Source organism: Nocardiopsis sp. L17-MgMaSL7 (assembly GCF_003182025.1).
Taxonomy (GTDB): domain Bacteria; phylum Actinomycetota; class Actinomycetes; order Streptosporangiales; family Streptosporangiaceae; genus Nocardiopsis; species Nocardiopsis prasina.
Map to the genome: position 1 here is coordinate 348,785 of NZ_QGTF01000004.1, position 18,676 is coordinate 367,460.

9 protein-coding genes are annotated in these 18,676 nt (G+C 63.1%); 2 read left to right on the top strand and 7 right to left on the bottom strand.

Translation table 11 applies throughout. From position 1 onward, the window contains the following. Positions 1 to 6: 6 nt before the first annotated feature. The gene (locus tag BDW27_RS27220; protein WP_158543571.1) at positions 7 to 1,539 is read left to right on the top strand and encodes a hypothetical protein; all 1,533 of its coding nucleotides are present in this window, start codon (positions 7 to 9) and stop codon (positions 1,537 to 1,539) included. Between the two features lie 168 nt (positions 1,540 to 1,707). On the opposite strand, the gene BDW27_RS09310 is transcribed toward BDW27_RS27220, so the two are convergent. From BDW27_RS09310 to BDW27_RS09320, 4 genes are read right to left on the bottom strand one after another with little or no spacing between them, the layout of a single operon-like run. Further along, positions 1,708 to 4,506 (bottom strand): pPIWI_RE module domain-containing protein, encoded by a 2,799-nt coding sequence (locus BDW27_RS09310; protein ID WP_158543572.1) that lies wholly within the window; start codon positions 4,504 to 4,506, stop codon positions 1,708 to 1,710. After that, positions 4,503 to 8,294, bottom strand: coding sequence for a hypothetical protein (locus tag BDW27_RS27225; protein WP_158543573.1), 3,792 nt, complete (start codon positions 8,292 to 8,294; stop codon positions 4,503 to 4,505). Before BDW27_RS27225 ends, BDW27_RS09310 begins: the two co-directional genes overlap by 4 nt. 17 nt (positions 8,295 to 8,311) lie before the next feature. Further along, positions 8,312 to 9,217 (bottom strand): HU-CCDC81 and SPOR domain-containing protein, encoded by a 906-nt coding sequence (locus BDW27_RS09315; RefSeq protein WP_110049010.1) that lies wholly within the window; start codon positions 9,215 to 9,217, stop codon positions 8,312 to 8,314. Further along, positions 9,214 to 10,782 carry a PD-(D/E)XK nuclease family protein gene (locus BDW27_RS09320; RefSeq protein ID WP_110049011.1) on the bottom strand — a complete coding sequence of 523 codons (1,569 nt, stop codon included), beginning with the start codon at positions 10,780 to 10,782 and terminating at the stop codon, positions 9,214 to 9,216. The genes BDW27_RS09315 and BDW27_RS09320 overlap by 4 nt, the downstream gene beginning before the upstream one ends. Positions 10,783 to 11,064: 282 nt before the next feature. Here BDW27_RS09320 and BDW27_RS09325 point away from each other — a divergent pair, with 282 nt between their 5' ends. Continuing rightward, positions 11,065 to 12,393 carry a serine/threonine-protein kinase gene (locus tag BDW27_RS09325; RefSeq protein ID WP_146223253.1) on the top strand — a complete coding sequence of 443 codons (1,329 nt, stop codon included), beginning with the start codon at positions 11,065 to 11,067 and terminating at the stop codon, positions 12,391 to 12,393. A gap of 240 nt (positions 12,394 to 12,633) precedes the next feature. On the opposite strand, the gene BDW27_RS09330 is transcribed toward BDW27_RS09325, so the two are convergent. From BDW27_RS09330 to BDW27_RS09340, 3 genes are all read right to left on the bottom strand, one after another. Beyond that, on the bottom strand, positions 12,634 to 15,522 hold the full coding sequence (locus BDW27_RS09330) for a dsDNA nuclease domain-containing protein (RefSeq protein WP_110049013.1): 2,889 nt from the start codon (positions 15,520 to 15,522) through the stop codon (positions 12,634 to 12,636). A gap of 174 nt (positions 15,523 to 15,696) precedes the next feature. Continuing rightward, positions 15,697 to 16,923, bottom strand: a complete 1,227-nt coding sequence (locus tag BDW27_RS09335) for an McrC family protein (protein WP_110049014.1) — start codon at positions 16,921 to 16,923, stop codon at positions 15,697 to 15,699. Continuing rightward, positions 16,920 to 18,614, bottom strand: coding sequence for an McrB family protein (locus BDW27_RS09340; RefSeq protein ID WP_199560594.1), 1,695 nt, complete (start codon positions 18,612 to 18,614; stop codon positions 16,920 to 16,922). The genes BDW27_RS09335 and BDW27_RS09340 overlap by 4 nt, the downstream gene beginning before the upstream one ends. Positions 18,615 to 18,676: the final 62 nt, after the last annotated feature.

The following is an 18,676-nucleotide window of genomic DNA, read 5'->3' on the forward strand; positions in this document are numbered from 1 at the left end:
GACCGCATGACACTGGGCCAGCTGCGGAAGCTGGCACAGAGGCGTCCTGTGGTGCACCTCGACAAGCCCAAAGCGGAGCTGATCACCGAACTGCGGGAACTGGATCGGCGTCGTGCTGAGGGTGAACCAGAGGAGGTGCCCCACCCACTCTGGAGGATGCAGAAGCTCGCCGAGAGCTTCGAGAGAGAAACACAGGAGAAGGAACGGGGCGCAGCGTCCCAGCGAGTCGAAGAACTTCTCCAGCCATGGAACACACCGGAGTACCGCAGAGGGGTCCACGCCGCGCTGTCCGCGCTTCACGAGAAAAGCGAACCCTCAGAGGAGGAGTGGAAAAACTACTTCGCTACGCTCCACACTCTAGTCGGCCCCTTGCTGGAGGGCGGCTGGGCGCTCTGGGAGGACGATCAGGAGGGTTACCACGAACCCGGGGACGGACCGCGAATCATGGCTCGGCTTCTTCGTACCGGTGTGTGTCTGTTGGTTACCTACGACGTCTGGGCCAGCCAGATCGAGTTCTCCTCGAACGAGTTCGTGGACGATGTCGAGGACCCGCCCTATGGATGCGTGGAACCGCTCGATGACCCGGTGACGGTGGACCTCCAAGAGGGCGTCGAACACGCTCAACGCGAGGTGGAGGCCCGGTTGGGGGCACTCGGTCTCCTGGATCCTCTCCGGCTGAAGGCTGCCGAGGGAAGCGACGTCAACACTACCGAACTCGTCTCCTGTGCCTACTCCGACTGGGTATTCGCGCCGGCGGCTTCCTACAGCGGACTCTCAACGCGGGAGTTGGCCGCCCGGCTGGACACAGAGGAGGGGATGTCGAGCTACTACGGCTTCGTGTGCCGGTTCGCCGGCGGTGATGTGCTTCCCGACTACGTGCCCGGCGCGGCGGCCCTCGGCATCGCCACCTGGTGTTGGCGCAACGACACCGCGGTGGAGGCATGGCACCTGCCCGATGACGTCCTCATGGCACGAGTCAACATCGCCGTGACCAAGGCGGTTCTTCCCCATCTCGACGCGATCGAGGGGACTGACTGGGAGGCCATCGAGACACAGCTGACCGATCCGGAGTGGGCGCTGCCGGACGGGCGGAAGATCTCAGAGCTGTTCGGCGAGGGCTGGCCGGAGGTACGACGCACGGTATCCGAGCAACTGCGCTTCTGGAGGCGGATGGACGAAGAACACCTGGGGCCGGAACCCACGCTGCGTCTGCTCAGCGTGGGAGGCGCGACGAGCTACACCCGGAGCTGGTGGGGACAGGGGCGTTGGAGCGCCATCTGTGGACGGATCGTGCAGGACGCGATCAAGGAGGGGTTCGCCCTTCCCGCTGCCTACCGGGAGGCCGGACCGAAGGCATTGCTTCGCGACCTGACCGAGCCCGACACGTTGGACGACGACACCCTTCTCTGGCTGATCGACATGCCCGATGCGGGCACGAACCAGCCGGGTGGATTGCGCCACCACTCTGAGGCCACCCGTCCCGTGCTCAGGGAGTTCACCATCGAACTCCTCGCTGAGGACCGCGCTACGGGAACGTGATCCCCGACCACAGGAGGGGCGTGTCATACCTGTTCATGGAATTCGTACCTTTTCAGCTCCGACGGCTTCCAGGGGCATGACTGCGGATGACATCAACATCCTGGCGGGGTTGGGCGAACGCTCCTGAGGTTCCCCAACCGAGACCGGGTGAGTGCCGATGCGCAGTAATCATCCCTCAGCGGTCGGAAGCACGTACTCGACTGCCAGCTTGGCCATGTGGAGGGGGTAGGGGAGCGCCAGTGGAGCTTTGATGTCTGGTGCGTAGCGCAGCTGATGGGCGCAGGCCGCCCACTCTTTGGGTACGTCCGGTTCTTCCCCTTTCTGCCGGGCGAGGACAGTAATCTCCAGCAGATTGGGGTTGTTGGCGTCCGTGTTCGTGTCGGAGACCACATTGCCGTTCGCGTTCGTCCGTGTCCCGTCCTTCACGGCCCCGATCGCGGAGTTCCGGGCGGTGAGAGCTTTGTCCGCGCTGCTGTAGAAGACCCGTTGGTCTAGGCCGTCGAGAACCGGCCTGATTCCGGGGGGTAGCCCGTGTCTGCCGTCAGTCCCGTACCACTGGGGAGTCTCGTCCCCGCCGCTGTCCCGAACCCGAAGCAGGCGCAGTCCCCGACCCCACTGGTGAATGGGGAGGCCTTCCTCGCCATCGTCCAACCAGATGCGGTCGCGTTCGAGATCGCCGTTGCGTAGCCAGGTCCAGCTGTCGCGAAGGTTCTGGGCATGGGTCATGAGAAGGCTCGGGCGTCCCTTCAACTGCGCGATGAGAGGTCGCAGGAGGGCGTTGGTCTTGCGTCGCCTTTCCTCACGGGTTCCCTCGGTGTGTCCAGAGACAGAGCCCCAGTCCTCGGGCTGATTCTCATGCCGATCATCCTCCGGCAAGGACTCACCGTACTGATTGTTGGCGGCCTCCGCGGAGTTGACATCACCCGCGAGCCACAGCAGGTACTCCCGGTAGGGAACCCAACGGCGGATGTCGTGGCGCCATCCGCACACCGCCCGTACACCGTCCTCAGGGCGCACCCGCAGAGCGAGTAGCCGCCAGGTGGACTTGCGGGTCGGACCGTCCCAGCGACGCTTGGCCATCCAGACAGACACGTACTGGAGTTCCGAGGGAAGGCTGGCGGTCAACGTGTGCCGTGGGACCCGAGACACCCCTATCTGGCGGAAGGCATCCAGCCAGGCCATTCGGGCCCGGTGTGTACGGCTCGTCTTGAGGTTTCCGGTGATGGCCGTCTGAATGAACTGAGTCACCACCCCGGCACTGGCACAGCCGATCCGGACGGCGAACTTGGGATCGGCCCGGCTGTCTTTGAACTCCGCGCCGTTATCGATCTCCACCAGGGCCATGAGCGGAATACGTGTCACTGCCTCCTCCTCCGGTTCTTTGCCGCCCATCGTCGCCTCCGCGAAGGTACGGCGTTGCCGGATGGCCTCCTGGAGATCCTTCGGAGTCACCTGTGACCTGTCACTCAGGTCTAGGGGAGAAGTGAGAGTCCCACTCGGACGGAGTTGAACATGAAGCTCCAAGCCCGGGATGTTCCAGGACAGGGTGTTGTCACGTGTGGTTTCCGGAAGGGGGAGATCCAACAGCGCGCGCAGCGCCGACACGAGAGCATCGCGAGTCTCGGTCTCCTGCCAGTGCACGCGCGCGACGAACGGCGCACCATCGAGTAGATTCCGCAGAAGGTCGCGTCGCTCGCGGACCTCCTGCTTTTTCTGCTCATGGACCTTCTCAGCCCTGATCCGATCCTTCTCCTCCTTGCTCTCCTTGGCGGGAACACTGGGAGGAGAGGGGAAGTTCGACGGATGGTTGGGCAGAGAGAGCTGTTCACACAGCGGCGCCCGAGTCAGGAAGGGCGAGAGCGCGTCATCGATCCAGTCCATCAGCGGGACGCGCTCTCCCGCCATCAACCCGGCCCCCACGTCGTGTGAGCCCATCCTCGTGTTGTACGGGATGGCCGCGACCACGCCGTCCACTCCACTGAGCCACCGCTCCGGTGCGTTGATCAGCTCCCGTGGTTCGGGCAGCCGGGGCAGGATGCTCGCACCACTCGGCAGGTCGGGCCCGTCGGTGAGCCGCCACACGTGGGTTCCCTTGCTGGGGTAGTAGCGCAGCCGGTTCACGGACAGCCGACTACGTTCACCTGAGATCCCCGCCCAGAGGGAGGTGGTGAGCAGATGGACCGAGACAGACCGGCCACCGTTGTAGAGGGTTCCACCGGAACCAGTATCTGTTGTCCACCGCCGGACACCTGTGCGTACGTGTACGCGGAACCGCGGGGTGAAGGGAACCGTCTGCACGCTGATGGTGATCACGTAGGAGAATCGGGCACCGGCCTCGCCGACCTGGTCAGTCATCGGTGGCCACGAGACCAGTTCCGAGCGCCGGGCACTTCCGGGCGATTCCAGAAAGGAGTGGCTGCGACCGCTGGGCCCGATGAAGGGCCCGGACAATCTGATGAGCCGCGCCAGGAAATCGGGGAGCAGGCGGTAGAGCGAGGAGGCGGGCTCAGCCGTTCCTCCGGGGCTGATCACCTGTTCCTTGAGGTCCACCTCTTGTTCCCGCCATGCGAGAGAGGTGGAGTCGATGAGGTCGAACACCTCACCGGGGTCGAGATCAGCGGAGCTGATGCCCTTCATCCCCCGCACCCAGAGCCCCAGAACTCCGCGGACGAGACGCAGGTCCACGGGGCCACGTGCGTATAGCCAGGGGGAGTCGTCCTTAACCGCGACGCTACGACCGACGGAGATCACGTCCGGCGCGGCTGCTGTCAGCACGTTGTTCAGTCGGTTGATGGGAAAACTCTGGAAACGCTGCTCGTTCGGATCGGCGAACCTGGAGTGATGGAACCTGTGGAAGGCCGAGCGGAGCTCCTCCGGCATGGGCAGGACATGGAAGCGGTGGTTGATCTCCCGCCCTTCGGGCAACTCGTAGGCGGTGAGGGTGATGGACTTGTAGTTGCGGCTCATGGTGTTTTCCGGTCGTTGCGCTCGGGGACGGGTGGGGGCGGCTGCCGCAGTAGGTCGACCAGGGCGTCGTACAGCGGTTGGTAGAGGGCTGCAGCTAGATACCTGGTGGCAGAGGAAACCGGCAGGCGGTGTGGCGGAGGCTTCTCTGCGGATCTGGGGAGTGTGTCTCCGAAATAGGGTGCGAGCACGTCGCGCATGCTCACCAGCAGACTCGTCTTGGCGGTGTCCCGGCTTCCCCTGGCCAGGCGTGGAGCGAAGGATGCATCGACGAAGTGCACGCGCGCGTCCACCCCGCCTCGAGTGAGACGGCCGATCACCTGCCACAGCACGACGAGGAGGTCCCAGGTCAGGTACTCGCGGTCCTCGGGGGATAGCCCTCGCCATGACAGCCGGCGGTTGGCCAGGCGCCGGAGTTCCTGGCGTGCCTCTTTGCGCCAGGCCAACCCGGCTGCGTCCAGGGACGCATGCTTGAGGAGCAGTTCATCGAAGCCGCCTCCGCGTTGGGTTCTGCGGACGGTCAGATCGTTGAGCGCGTGCACGAGGACGCCGACGTCCCCTGGGTGGGGGAAAGGCCGGGAGAGGAAGTAGACCGACCCGAAGATCGCCTTGTCCTCCTGGTTGAGGATGTTGTGGCCGCGCTCCACCGACAGCAAAGGCGCCACCAGAATCGTGCGTCCGGTGTCCCGGAAGCTGGCGAGGTCGCCCCTGCGCAGGATGGGCACGGCCATGGCGTCGTCCAGGTCCGGTGGCTGATGCTCCGAGGACAGGTCGGCGTCGTCGGAGGCCAGGACGCACACCTTGCCCCGCCAGCCAGGCGAGGAATGGATTTCCTCGGCGACCAACTGTGAGTCGGTGTAGCTACCCACGAGCACAAGAAGGTGCCTGCGTTGGAGAGGGAGCAGGCTGATCTCCTTTTGGAACCTTGACCGGCCCCCTCCGTCCTCCGGGTCCTCTCGCGTGAGGCCGCGCACCATCTGTCGCAGGATGTTGGGCCGGTCCTCGAGCGGGGCACCGGAGAGCTGTAGTGGTCGTTTAGGTTCGTCGGATGGGGATGAGGGTGGACGACCGCGCACGAAGGCCGTGTACATGAAGACCTGTGATTCGGCGGCCCGGCCAGTGGTGGGAACCGGTGTCCGTGTGTTGCTCGTGGAAGTGGTGGACCCGTTCTGTTCTGGGCGGGCGCGGAGCACGGCCTTGACCGGTTCGGCGACGTGGTACCGGGTAGAGGCGCTCGCCCAGCTTGTTCCCGACATCAGAACGACGTTGGGTCCGCGGCCGTCATCATCCGCGCCCAGCGAGGGCAATGCGCGTAGCAGTTCGCGCCCGACGCCTGTGCACCGAAAGAACCTTAGCTCTCCGGTGAGCGCGTCGCGTTTCCTGCTGTCGGCCACGAACTGGAAGGCAAGGATGTTTCCCATCGGGGACTCGGGAATGTGCGGTGCGTAGTCGGCGGGTGAACTGTGGTACAGCGCATTGGTTGAGGCGTCGAGCCTGAGTGCGGTCTCCACACGCGGCCAGAGCGTGGTAAGCAGGTTCAACCGGTCGTGCATGACAGCCAGGAGAAGGGTGAACTCGAACCTGTGCCGCTCTCTGTCGAGCTCGGCCAAGACGTTCTTCCGAACGCTCTCGTTCTCCCACTCCTCCTCGGGGATCTTCTGAGGGTTGAGTAGGCCGGTCAGGGACAGCAGGACCGAATCCAGCTCGCGGGCGACCCTCGGGCTGCCTGGACGGTTGCTGATGAGGCGGCGCGCCAGTTCGGCGAGCCGGAGGGTCTCCTGTGCCGGTTCGGGATTGATCAGCAGGTCCTCGTCATTGTCCTCCACCGGGTCGTCTCGAAAGTCATCCAGGAGCTGAAGGACCTCGGCCCGCCGCTTGTCACGCATCTCCTGGCCCGCTTTGGGATCGGGATCCAGATAAGCCAGCCATCGGGCCGTCTGGGCCCTTCGCGTGCCCACCTTGTCATCGCACAACATGTCGTTGGAGAACCTGGTCGTGGGCCATCGGCCAACCAACTCCAGTTGAAGGGACCACACGCTGAAGAAATCCTCCCGCACCCACGCCCTCAACTCCTCGTTGTTGACGAGCATCGCGTAGATGCGGTTGGCCGTGGTGGAGACGGTGTCCAGAGCCGCGGTCCACTGCTCGACCTCACTGTTGGTGAGCTGGATACGTCCCTCCCGGGCCAGTTCCGCCACCTTGTGCCGGTCGAGTTCGTCCAGCCAGGAGTCGTTACCCGGTTTGTACAACGTCGCGGTGGGGGAGAAGACGCGGTCCAGCCGGATCTGGACCTGGTCGGCTTCATCAACGATGATCATGTCGCTGGTGTGCGCGGCCAGCTCCAGGTAGCGGAGACGTTCGGCGTTCTGATGCCGGGGAAGTGAGGACACGGCCAAGGACTCGGGTGTGGCCACCCAGATCGTTGTCTCCCGGAGCTCCCGTGTGGTGTCGTAGCGCGAACAGCACGCCCACAGGGGACATCCCTGTCGGACCTTTCCCTCCTCAAGGTCTGCAGGATCGCTGTCGGAGGGTGTGTCAGAGCCGGGCCCCGAACTCTTCAGTGGAACCAGGGATTGGCACGGAGCCTCGGTGAAGGCCAACGGCTCAGGCGACTCCGTTGCGCGAAGAGCGCTCAGGGAACACGCGGTACTCAGATACGCGAAGGCCTCGTCGTGGTGGGCCAGCGGTGAGTCGTAGACCTGGCCGACCCGGTGATGGAGCCGGGAGGTGTGCTGTTCTCGAGTAGAGGAGCCGATGATCGGGGCGGCATGGAGGCGGGACCACTTCTCATACGCGGTGTCACCCTCCTGCGCTCGTCCCCTCGCGGCCCGGCCCATCCGGTTGAAGCGCTCGACCACACGCAGGGCCTCGGAGACGTCGCCGACGACCAGCGTGATGTGCCACCCTTTCTCCGCCACGGCGTGCGCGGTCACGATGTCGCGCAGGGTGCTCTTACCCACGCCGGGAACGCCGATGAGGTGGAGCAGGCCGTCGACGACCAGGCGGTCAGCCTTCGTGAAACTTCTGCTCTCCTTCTTCAGGGTGAAGAGTTCCATTCGCTGGAAGCGGCTCTCCCAGTCGTCGTGGCCTCGTTCACCGTCGGCCTTCTCGCGGGCGTCGAGTCCGGCCATCTTCCGTGCCGTCTCCTCTAGGAGCTCCACCTCGTCAGAGAACGGTTCGCGGCGAGACGGGGTCTCCAGGTCGAACCCGGTTACCTCGAAATCTGGCAGATCGTCGGGGATGGTGATGTACTCGGTCCCGATTCGAGGACCGCGGAACCGGTACTCGCCGGGTACAGCGAGTTTCAGGGGACGTGTGCGAAACGGCGGAGAGGAGCTCAGAAGAGCGTCGTAGATGTCCCTGCGATGGGCCGCGATCGAGGGCGAGCGCCACTCCGCGGACCGCTCGAGACCTAGCTCGTACCCGCGTATCCGCTCGGGTAACTGGATGTAGCGCAGGAGCCCCGAACGCCAGATCTCCCGTCGGTGCATGGGTTCGAGGTGGTGTCGGGCAGCGCGCAGGAGACGGGCCAGCTCCTCGTCTGGTGATCCATTGACGATTCCGGCAGCGCGTGCGAAGGGATAGCCCCCGAAGAACGTCCATCCGTCAATGGGGCGCAGTGGGGCCGCCCCGGGCACCCCGTTGCACCTTTCCAGGACACGGAGTCCCAATTCGATCGTGTAGTCCAGTTGACCTGGGTGTTTGTCGTGGATGAGTTTCCTGAACTCGGTTGCCTGGGCCACAGACAGGGTGTCGATGGCCTCGTCCAGATGGGCCTGTGTATCGCGCATCGGGTGGTCCTTTGAGGTCAGAGCTCACGGTCGGGGGAGGGAACGTAGCCAGACGTTCGCGCGGAGCGGTCGATGCGGACGGGTGCCACGACGAACTCACGGATGGGACGTATGACGTGGTGCAGTCCGCCCTCGTCACGGTGAAGGACCGGACCCACCGCGACCTGCTCACGGCTTGGACAGAAGCTGACCTCACACACCGAGGAGCTTCCCTTGGGAATGAGGAGCAGCCCGCAGTGCATGCAGGTGGCGGCTCCACCGGTCGGATCGAAGTACTTGTCGTGTACCTCTGTGTAGACATGCTTCATCGGTAGGTCCTGAAGGTGGACTCCGCCGATGACGCTCATCCTCTGGAGAGAGAAGTCCCGGCCCGTCATGACCGGAGTGTCGATGATGCTGCGTCGGAAGGCCAGGTACCCTTCCTCCTTGCCCTGTTTCTGATAGGCGTCGAACACCTCTTGCATGACGCGCTTCTCCACCTCCCGGTGAGGTGTGCTCGGGTCCATCCCCAGCGAGAGCCGTAGGCAGAAGGAGGACGGGCGTAGGGGGTCACTCTCGATGAGACGGTCGGTGACCTCCTCGAACTCCTCCGGGAGTTCGAGGAAGTACCAGTCGCTCACGGGTCGGTCCCGACACCAGGCCAAGAGCTCGGTGAGGCCACGGGGATAGCGTGGCCCCGACACGTGACGGGAGACCGCGTTCGGGTATCTGTAGGCGCCCAGGAGACAGATGCGGTCCAGCGCTGATTGCGCCATCAACGGGTATGGCGGGCCGAAGGCAGTGTTTCGGGGATGCTCGGCGAGGTCGACCACTGCCTGTGCGACCATGCGGAGCACCTGCAAGGACGCTTTCTCGTTGTAGGGGCCGCCAACGAGGTCATCCAGAGTGGTGGGCTTGTGTTCCTGGGGCGGGGACTCGGTCACGGGCTTTCGAGTTCCTCTTCGAGTGCGGCGGAGGAAGGGCACCAACGACGGTAGGAGCACTGACCGCAGATCTTCGGACTCGGGGTGGGAATGTGCGACATGTCTGCGTGCCAGGGACCGGCGAGTTCGTGGATCACTTCCCGGGCCTTGGATCTGGTCAGCTCCGAATGGGGATCGAGGATCCGCACATCGGGACCGTTCGGAGTGAGTGTTTCGAGTTCCACCGACGAGTTCGCCCCCAGAGGGATCACTCCACGCTCGAAGAGCAGAACTGCCAGGGCCAGCTGAGGGTGCCTGGACAGTAACCATCGGCCCCCCGGTGTGTAGTCGGACGACGTGGTCTTCAGCTCGCGGTAGACCCATGAACCGTCGCGCTGGTAGAGCAGATCGGGCCTGGCCAGGATCAGGACGTCGGCCTGTGGGTCGTCGGCAGTTACAGTCTGTTCCACATGGACATGGGCAGCGGGAAAGACGTCCTGAAAGGGACAGACCTCGATGTGCCCAACGAGCATCTCCGTGGCCTGCCTGGCCTCCTCCCCGATGAGAGTCCATTCGCCGGCCGTCCATGAGTCATGGTTACGGGGCAGGTCATCGAGGGTGCAGGGTCGACGGGGAAAGCGGGAGTGTAGCTCTTCCAGCCAGGCGTGGACGGCACGGCCCTGACGGACGGCGACAGGGTTCTCCACACTGTTCTCGGGGGGAAGGTGGAGAGACCGGAAGTGCTCCTTGGCCGGGCATTCGAGAAAGTACCGTCCCGCCGTGACCGACCAGGACCTTCGTGGACGGGACTGGTTGTTGACGCCGAGCAGTCCCGGGGTACGGCGCAGTTCTGTGCAGCCCTCACGCACCTTGCAGGAGAGACAGCCGGATCCGGGCACACGAGTGTCTGCCTGGAGTACCGCATAGAGCGCCTTCTGACCCGAAGAGGTATAGAAATCCTCCGCCTCGGTGATGCTCCCGTCGAAGAGGGCTGGTGACGAGGTGGAGGAGTCTAGGCAGGAGGCCTCGACGATCCGTACTCGGTGGGGCGGCTGAAGCCTAGACGCATCACGGCGCATCGGATACGGAGCCCCGCCCAAGTAGTAGCCGGGATCGACGTCGAACATGTCCTGATCCACATGTGTCTCCGTGGCGAGGACGAACGCGGCGACCGCGAGTTTGGCTTCGTCATGTTGGCGCTTGTCGAGGGTACCCAGGACGGGGATGCGCAGTTCGCGAACTGTCTCATGACCGTCCTGGAAGGTGTATCTACGACCCCACACACAGAATTCGTGCGGTCGGGTGAGGCTGGGGTAGTCCTTCGGGAGGTACTGCCTGACCCAGGGCTCGTGGACGGGGGTTCGGTTAAGGCCGCTCGCGCGCTCGTCCGCTTCCAGGGCGTTCAGGTAAGTCTGCGCCGCGTGTCGTGTCCATGTCAGAAGACCCTCGTGCACGGGCCGGACAAACTCACCCATGATCCTCTTGGAGCGCTCACCGGGGGCAGGAAGCTGGTTACAGGCCCTGTCGATGGACTGACCTAGGTGTTCGACGAGATCGAGGACAGCGTTGAGGGGGTTGAAGGGCATGTCGGAGTGCGTGGGGTACTTTCTTCCTCCTGTCTGTTTTATGGAACGGTCAGACTTTGAACGTGCATGTACGGGGCAGTATTTCCGAGAGGTGTCGACGGCTCCGCTGAAGACCCGAATGACCGATTCATGGCCAATCGGGTGTTTCGAGTGATGGGTCAAGTTTCCTCCAGATGGAGATTATGGCACGCGCATCCGGATCCGGTGGGACTTTTGCGAAAAAGGTCAGAACTGGTCCTTGTTTGCCCTAGCCTGCTGTCGTTGGTGAGGTGTCCCTGATGCGTGGAGGAAGAAGTGCAGGAAGCTGTGCAGAGCGGTGCCAAGACGCCCGACGGTCGGTACACATTCGTGGACCGTCTTGGTGGCGGGGGTATGGGCGAGGTCTGGCTAGCACGGGACGAGAGGTTCGGGCGGTACGTCGCTGTCAAGTTCCTCCTTGAGGAGCATCAACTGACGAAGGACTCCCAAGGAGAAGGGTGGAACTACCAGGAGCTGGAGAGGAGGTTCCTACGAGAAGCGCAGGTCATGGCCTTGCTTGACCATCCGGGCATCCCAGCGGTCTTCGACTGGTGTATGGACCCGGGAGAGGAGTTCAAGCGCCGCTATATCGTGATGCAGCGCGTCGAGGGTAAGACGGTCGGAGCTCTTCTGGAGGAGCATCACTCCCTCGCCGTGGAAGAGGCGGCCTGTCTGGCAGCGCAGGTCTGTTCTGTCCTCGCCACGGCACACGACATGGAGCTTGTTCACCGGGACCTCAAACCCAGCAACCTCATGGTGGACCGGTCAGGGATGGTCAGGGTCCTCGATTTCGGTATCGCGATTCTGACGGATGAGAACTTCACCAGGATGACGAGAAGTTCCCAGGGAAGTCCTGGAACCACCGGGTACATGGCGCCTGAGGTCCGAACCAACGAGAGTCCCGGGGTAGAGGCGTCGGATCTCTACGCGCTGGGCTGTGTGATGTATGAGGTGTTGGGTGGGCCCGTGTTCACTGGGACGACGGACCAGATAACCGCAGCGCACTTGAAGGAGACCCCCGAACCACTCAGGGAAAGGAATCCGAACGTTCCAGAAAATCTCGGTGCGTTGGTCGATCAGATGCTACTCAAAGTGCCAGAGGAACGTCCGAGCGGGGCCAGGGAGGTTTACGACCGGCTGAGGATACACATCCCTCAGCCGGGTTTCCGGGGGAGGGGTTCCTTCGATCTCACTCGGCCGTTCGTGGATCCGTGGCGTCCACTTCCGCGGGAACGCGTTAAGGCGACCGGGTTCCGGGTTCCACCGACCGTTATCGACAAGCCGAAGGTTACTAATTCCTCTGTTGCTGCAGAGCTCCGGGACGTCGAGCAACTCTGGGAAGCGGGTCGCCGACAAGAAGCTCTCGCTGCGACCCGAGATCTCCTAAGCAGGGCCAAGGACGCACTGACTGACGAAGCGAAGCCGACGCTTAAAGCGGGGATCGCCTACGCCTCCATGCTCAAAGAGGATGGCAGAGGATCCCAGGCATCAGAGGAACTGCGTAATCTACTGAATGGGGCCTTGCCCAAGCGGGGGGAGAACGACCCCCTGGTGAGCAAGGCCCGGAAACTACTCGAAGAGACCGAACAGTGAAGAGTTGAGAGGGGTGGCGACCCCTCGGATCAGTGGTTCTTCGGCGGCTTCTTCGGGCTAGTCGGACGGTATCTTCGCATGGGCTTCCTTTCATTGCTCGACAGGTGGATATGCCCTGGTCGCTGCTCCACGGAGATCGATCAAGGAGTAGATCCCCAGTTACTTGATCATACCATTCGGGGGTAGTGGGTGCTGTGCCGTATCTAAACAGTATGGCTTGGGATCCGCCGTGGGTTTGACCTAAGCAAGGCCGTTCATCTTCGTTCGTATTTTCTCTTCGGATGGCGAGGAGATCGCTTCGAAGAGTGCGAGGGCTTGTTCCCAGGAGGAGCGAGCCTCCTCGACATCTCCCATGTCCTTGTACAGGTCGCCCATGCTGTCCAGCGTGCGCGCCTCGTTCGACCGATGGTGAATCGACGTGTAAATCCGGAGACATGCTCGATAGTTTTCGAGAGACGCTTCGTGTTCGCCTAGTTGGTGTCGGATGTAGGCGATACTGTCGAGGTCGGCGGCTTCTCGGTTCCGGTCTTTCGACGAACGATGGATGTCCCATGCCTGTTGGCAGTAGGCGAGGCCAGTGGTGGGATCTCCGGATTCCGAGATGCTCCATCCAAGACCGTTGAGAGCATCGCCGGTTCGAATCTCGTCCTGGTGCCCGTGGAAACCCTGAAGAGCATGCTGGTAATGCGTGACGGCCTTCTCGTGGGAGCCAGCATAAGAACATGCCACCGCGAGTTCGTAGTGACTATCCGCTGCGTCTACATTCGATGCGGTCGGACCCAGGGCCGACAAGGATTCTTGCGCGTATCGGATTGATTCGTCGTGCAGTCCTCTTCTTCTCATGGTGACGGACTGCTGGCGTAGGTAATACGATCGGCGCTCTGGGGGAGTGTCCGGGCCTAGGGCGGACAGTGCGGACTCGAGTGTGTTGGTACAGTCACCCAATCGTCCCTCGTGCCACAAGTATTCAGTGATCGCGTCCACGATAGCCCAGAGGTCATCGACCGCTTCATTCTGGCTGCAGTAAGCAATGATGGATAGTAGGGCGTCGATATTCTGATGAACCCAAATGTATTGGTCATGGTGGGGCGGTGCCTCTGATCTGCTCGATGCCAGGCGCGCATAGTATTGTGCGATCCGCGCGTTGGCTCGGTCGATTTTTTGTTGAAGTTCGTCTGATGCGTTGCTCAGTGAGACTGCATAGTCGCGCAGAAGATCATGCATCTGGAACCGGCCGTCTGACCGCTCCGTCACAAGATTGAACTGCTGCAATCGCCGGAGGGCAGTTCTAGGCCTACTGATCTGAAGAAGCGCGCCGGCCGCCTCTGGGTCCAGGTCTGGTGCAGGGCAGGCCCCGAACAAAACGAATACCTCGCGTAGCTCCGGCTCGAGGGCGTGGAAGGTCCATGAGAAAACGGTTCTGATGCTCGAACGTTCCTCGCCGAGTTCGAAGAGGTCAAGTCTGTCGTCGGGGTCATCCAGTTCTGACATGAATCGCGACAGCGGGTGATCTGGTAGCTGGTTCAGGTGCGCCGCGAGGATAGTGATGGCAAGGGGTATGCCGCCGCATACAGCGAGTAGCTGATTGGTGGCCACCGGGTCGGTGGCTAGTCGCCCCTCGCCGACCAGACGCCTGAGGAGCTCGTGTGCTCTGTCGGGCGGCAAGGGGCCCATATGGACGCGCGTGGCCTGGTGGCTGATCATGAAGTCGCTCAGAGGTCGACGGCTGGTGATGATGACTGCAGATGCACATTTGGCGGGCAGGAGCGGACGAACAGTCTCGGTTTCGGACACGTTGTCCAGGACGACCAGGTATCGTCCTTCCTCAATGATGTCGGTGAAGCGCATACAGCGCTCTTCCAACATCTCATCTCCGGTTCTGCGTCGCTCTCCTAGCTGGCCGAGGAGGATCTCGACGATCTCCTCAGTCGACATCGGCGGAGAGGGGCCGAAACCTCGTGCGTCAACGAGTAACTGACCGTGGGGAAAGTCGTTGCGGGCGAGCTCTGCGAAGCGGCGTGCCGTGGAAGTCTTCCCAATGCCTGCGCCACCGGTGATCAGGATTGGCCCTCCATCCCAAGGTAGATGAGACCACCCGTGGGATGTGTTGTCGATGAAAGAGAGCCCGGGTGGTCCGATTGTTCTCGCTATTCCGTGTCGCCCGGTGGGCGCACCTCGGGCACGCTTGCGTAGCGCTTCCATGACCTGTCTGGGGTCGACTACTCTCGTTGCCCAACTGACTTCCGGACTGTTCCGCCCGGCGGGATCCAACAGAATCTGGAAACCGAGGGCCCCATGTTCCAGGCGGCGGACATCTCGCTCACCCCGCATCCCTTGTAGGACTAGGTTTTCGACGGTATCCCAAGCATCCTCGGTCAGCATTTTCGGTATGCCCAGATGTTCGAGACAGGGCCGGATGGTGTCGCTGTCCAGCAACGCGTTGGTGATATTTCTTTCCGGTAGGTCGGTGATCAGCGTGAGCACTTCGAGGAAGGATCGGAGGTGTCGGCGCAACGAAAAAGAGGGTGGTTCGCCCTGGGCTGTTGAAGCCAACTCTTGTGGGAGTGTGAAAGCTCCTCGGCCGAGGTGTGCCTTCAGGGCGATTCGCCCCATTGCTTCGACCACTTCGCGGATCAGTTTTTCTTCGTGTTCCGAAAGAGTTTGCCCTTTGTGACGATGGAGGATCTCTGCGGCCAGTTTGATCCGCTGCGCCTTGTGTCCGAGCAGATCTGAGTTGGTGTACAGGGAGGCCCGGCAGGAACGGTCCAGGTACCACCAGTTTCTGAAAAGGTGAAGGAGGCCACCTTTTTCTAACAGATCCTTGTCACTCCATCTGCTGCGTGTGGTCTCGCGGTGTTTGACCGCGCACAGTTCCGCCTCGCCCGCGTGTAGGACGCAGAAGTCTTCATGCCACTCACACACGAGCACCCATCCGTTGGCTGCAGGAACCCGGATTTCGGCGTCGAGATGCGCAAGAAGTAGTTCGAAGACTCGGCGCACAGCGACTTGGGTCTGCCAGTGGTACCGACCATGTGTCGCCTCACCGTCGTTCTCTCGCGGTGGACGGGAGAGAACGATATTGGCTATCGTGTCCTGATCTGAGATAGTGGTTTGTGCGCTGCGAGCCATGTCTAACTGGGTCCCTCTAATTCCGTAGTCCGATCCGGACCTACATACCGTTGTGGATCAGTGCTCTGCGCGTGAAGCGATTCTCTCAGTAATTCGTGGCACGCGGTGGGCGAATGGTGTTCGTGACCACGAGCCTGTGACCCCTGTGGAGTGGGCGCCAGGTGGGTCTCGTTATCATGCGGACTTGGTCTTCGGGCTCGTGTTGCGGACAGCCGCGGCGATGGTGTCGATCTGGGCCAGGAGGGACCCCGGCTCCGTGTCCAGGTGAAGGGCGTGCTGGTGGATGGTGACGCCCGGACCTCCGTGGAGGTGGTGACGCGTGGTCGCAGTCCCTGGGCCCGCCGCATAAACCAAGTGACCCTCGGGCAGGTTGAGGCGCGTGCAATAGGCCAGCATCTGGTAGAGGTCCCCCGTGTTTCCTCTGGTGCCCCTGACCTGCTTGTACTTGACGTCCACCACTCCGCCAGGACTGTGGGCCCCTGGCGGCTCGTAGACGAAGTCCGGGCGGAGTTGGGCGGACTTCGCGTGGTCCAGGTGGAAGCGCCGGTCCTGAGTCAGGCAGCGCCCTCCCATGGGACGTAGCGCGTCGGTGAGGGCGCGGGTCACGAAGTCCTCGAAGACCTGCCACATACGCAGGACGAGACCGTCAGCGTGCAGACCAGGGTTTTCCTCGAACTCGTAGGAGCCGGACCTCAGCACGATTTCGGCCAGGCGGAGAGACGACTGGAGTCGGGTATTCAGCCGACTCGGTCTCCAGAGGGGCAGGATCTGGCTGGAGTCCAGAGAGCTCACCCCATCCAGGCGGAGGAGGATCCGACGAAGAAGGGCGCGGGTGGCGGGTGCGAGGTCCTGCTCACGAAGCAGCTTCCGTGCTGCGGTCAACAGGAGTCGGTTCTCCGGGATGTCCACGGTGTGGTCGTCGTAGCGGATCTCTGCGGGCAGGGGCCTGCCGAAGCGGTGGCGGATCTGGTCGGCGGTTCGCAAACGGCCCCGGAGAACCATCGCTGACTCCTCGACGGTGCTGTAGCCCTGGAGAACCCCCTGGTTCAGGGCACGCTCACACATGCGCGCGAAGGCATGCGCGATGGCGGGAACCAGCTCCTGGTGCTCCTGAACGTTCGTGGCGTGCCGGTGCCAGTCGACACCCTTCTGTGCGTGGCCGAGGAGGAAGAACAACCGCCGGACGGGCAGCTTGGGGGTGATGACAAGATTGATCGAGGTCTGTGCAGAGCTCAGCCGCGTGGATCCGACCATTTCGCGGTCAGCGGTGACACACCAGCCGCCGCCGGGTTCCGGAGCCACGGTGACCAGCTTCGACAAGGTGAGCAGCGCGGCCTGCGCGGTCGTGAGGGGGACACCTCGCTGCGGCCTGTGCTCGGTCAGCCGCAGGACCCCGGTCATGGCCGCTCGTCCAGTGCCAAAGCCTTGTACAAGGATTCGAGTCCGTACCTCGCGTGCACGTCCGTGCCGTCGCCGTAGTGGTGCTCCTCGAGCAGCGGCAGGATCTGGTGTCGCCAGACGCGTTCCAGACCGACGGCGGACTCGTGCACCGATGGTCTCATCAGGTATGAGGGGCCGACACGGAAGTCGTGGTCCTCGATCCGGCTGTTGAGTTCGTCCAACAGTAGAGCCGGGGTGTCCGGCAGAGCGTGGTGTTCCAGCCAGCGCCGCAGGACCGACGACACCGGCACGGAGCTGGGGTGCAGTTCGGTGAACCAGAACCGTCGGCGCATCGCTGTGTCGACGAGAGCGATCGAGCGGTCCGCAGTGTTCATCGTGCCGATGATGATGAGGTTCTGGGGGAGGCCGAACCCGGCGTCGCCCTCGGAGCCGTAGAGAAGGCGGACGGATCTGTTCCGGTACTCCAGCAGGAAGTAGAGCTCTCCGAAGACCTTGGCGAGGTTGCCGCGGTTGATCTCGTCGATGATGAGGACGAACGGTTCCGCTGGGTGTCGGCGAGCAGCGCTGGCGAGCGTGCGAAGCGGACCGTGGGTCAGAGTGAAGCCCGCGGATCGTTCCGCGTCACCGGGGTGCGGCCGGTACCCCTCGAAGAAGTCCTCGTAGGAGTAGGACGGATGGAACTGGACGAGTTGGACGTTCTCCGGTCGGTCGCCGGTGAGGTGGCGGGCGAGTTCCTGAGCCAGGTACGTCTTCCCGGTTCCGGGGGGACCGTAGAGGACGAGTTGGGGTCTGTCGCTCAACAGCGCGACGCACTCCTCGAGCCATTCCTGGTCCATGAACACACCGCAGGCCAGCTCCTCTGTGGGAGGGGGTAGAACGGCTCTCACCGGTGTCGAGGGACGACGCGAGGCTCCGGAAAGGAGCTCGTCCAGTTCCTTGGTGAAACCGGTGAGGTCGAGCAGGTCAGTGTTGGGTGTGCCGATTCTGGACGCGAGCTCGGTCGAGAGATCCGCGAACACGTCCAGCGGCGAGGATCGGGTGTGCCAGTCAACGCGACGTACCAGGTGGCCTGGCAGGGACGAGACATCGGTTTCCAGCTCGTTATCGGACACCGTTCCGAGGTGGACCTGCCGACCCACGTTGGTCAGGAGGGTGTCCCCGGCGCGCATCTTGGAGACGAAGCTGTGCAGCGCGTAGCTCAGCTGGTCGTGTTCCCTCACCGACCAGTGCGGCAGTAGCTGCTGCACGGTGTCGCGCACCTCGGCTTCACCCACCCCTGTGCGCAGGGTGTCGGCGCCTGCCGAGGGTATGGCGCAGATGCCGCGCGCCAACCAGAGCGCGTCGACGCTCGAGTCACCACCCACGCCTGTGCTGCGGAGCAACCAAGCCCTCGGAGGAACGCTGATCTCCTCCTGCATGTCTCCCTGCGTGGTCGATCCGAGCAGATCCCGCAACTCCTTGAGGGAGACACGGTGGCTCGTGAGTGTCCACCCTCCGGGCCCGAGGATGGCATCCGCCTCCAACAGCTTGTTGGCCTCGGAGTTCTCCCGCTCGGTGAGATGCGCCGAAGCCGGGAACCTGGCTTCCTCGTCGAGAACGCGGTGCCAGCCCTCGGGGCGGACCGCGGAGAGGTGCTGGGCGAAGCACTCCTCCTCCAGGCCCGTCAACGCGGCGAGATCGTGCAGAGCCACCCAACCTTCTTCAGGCAGGGACTGGAGCACGGCGTAGGCGCCTTCGTGCTCGCTCTGCTTCC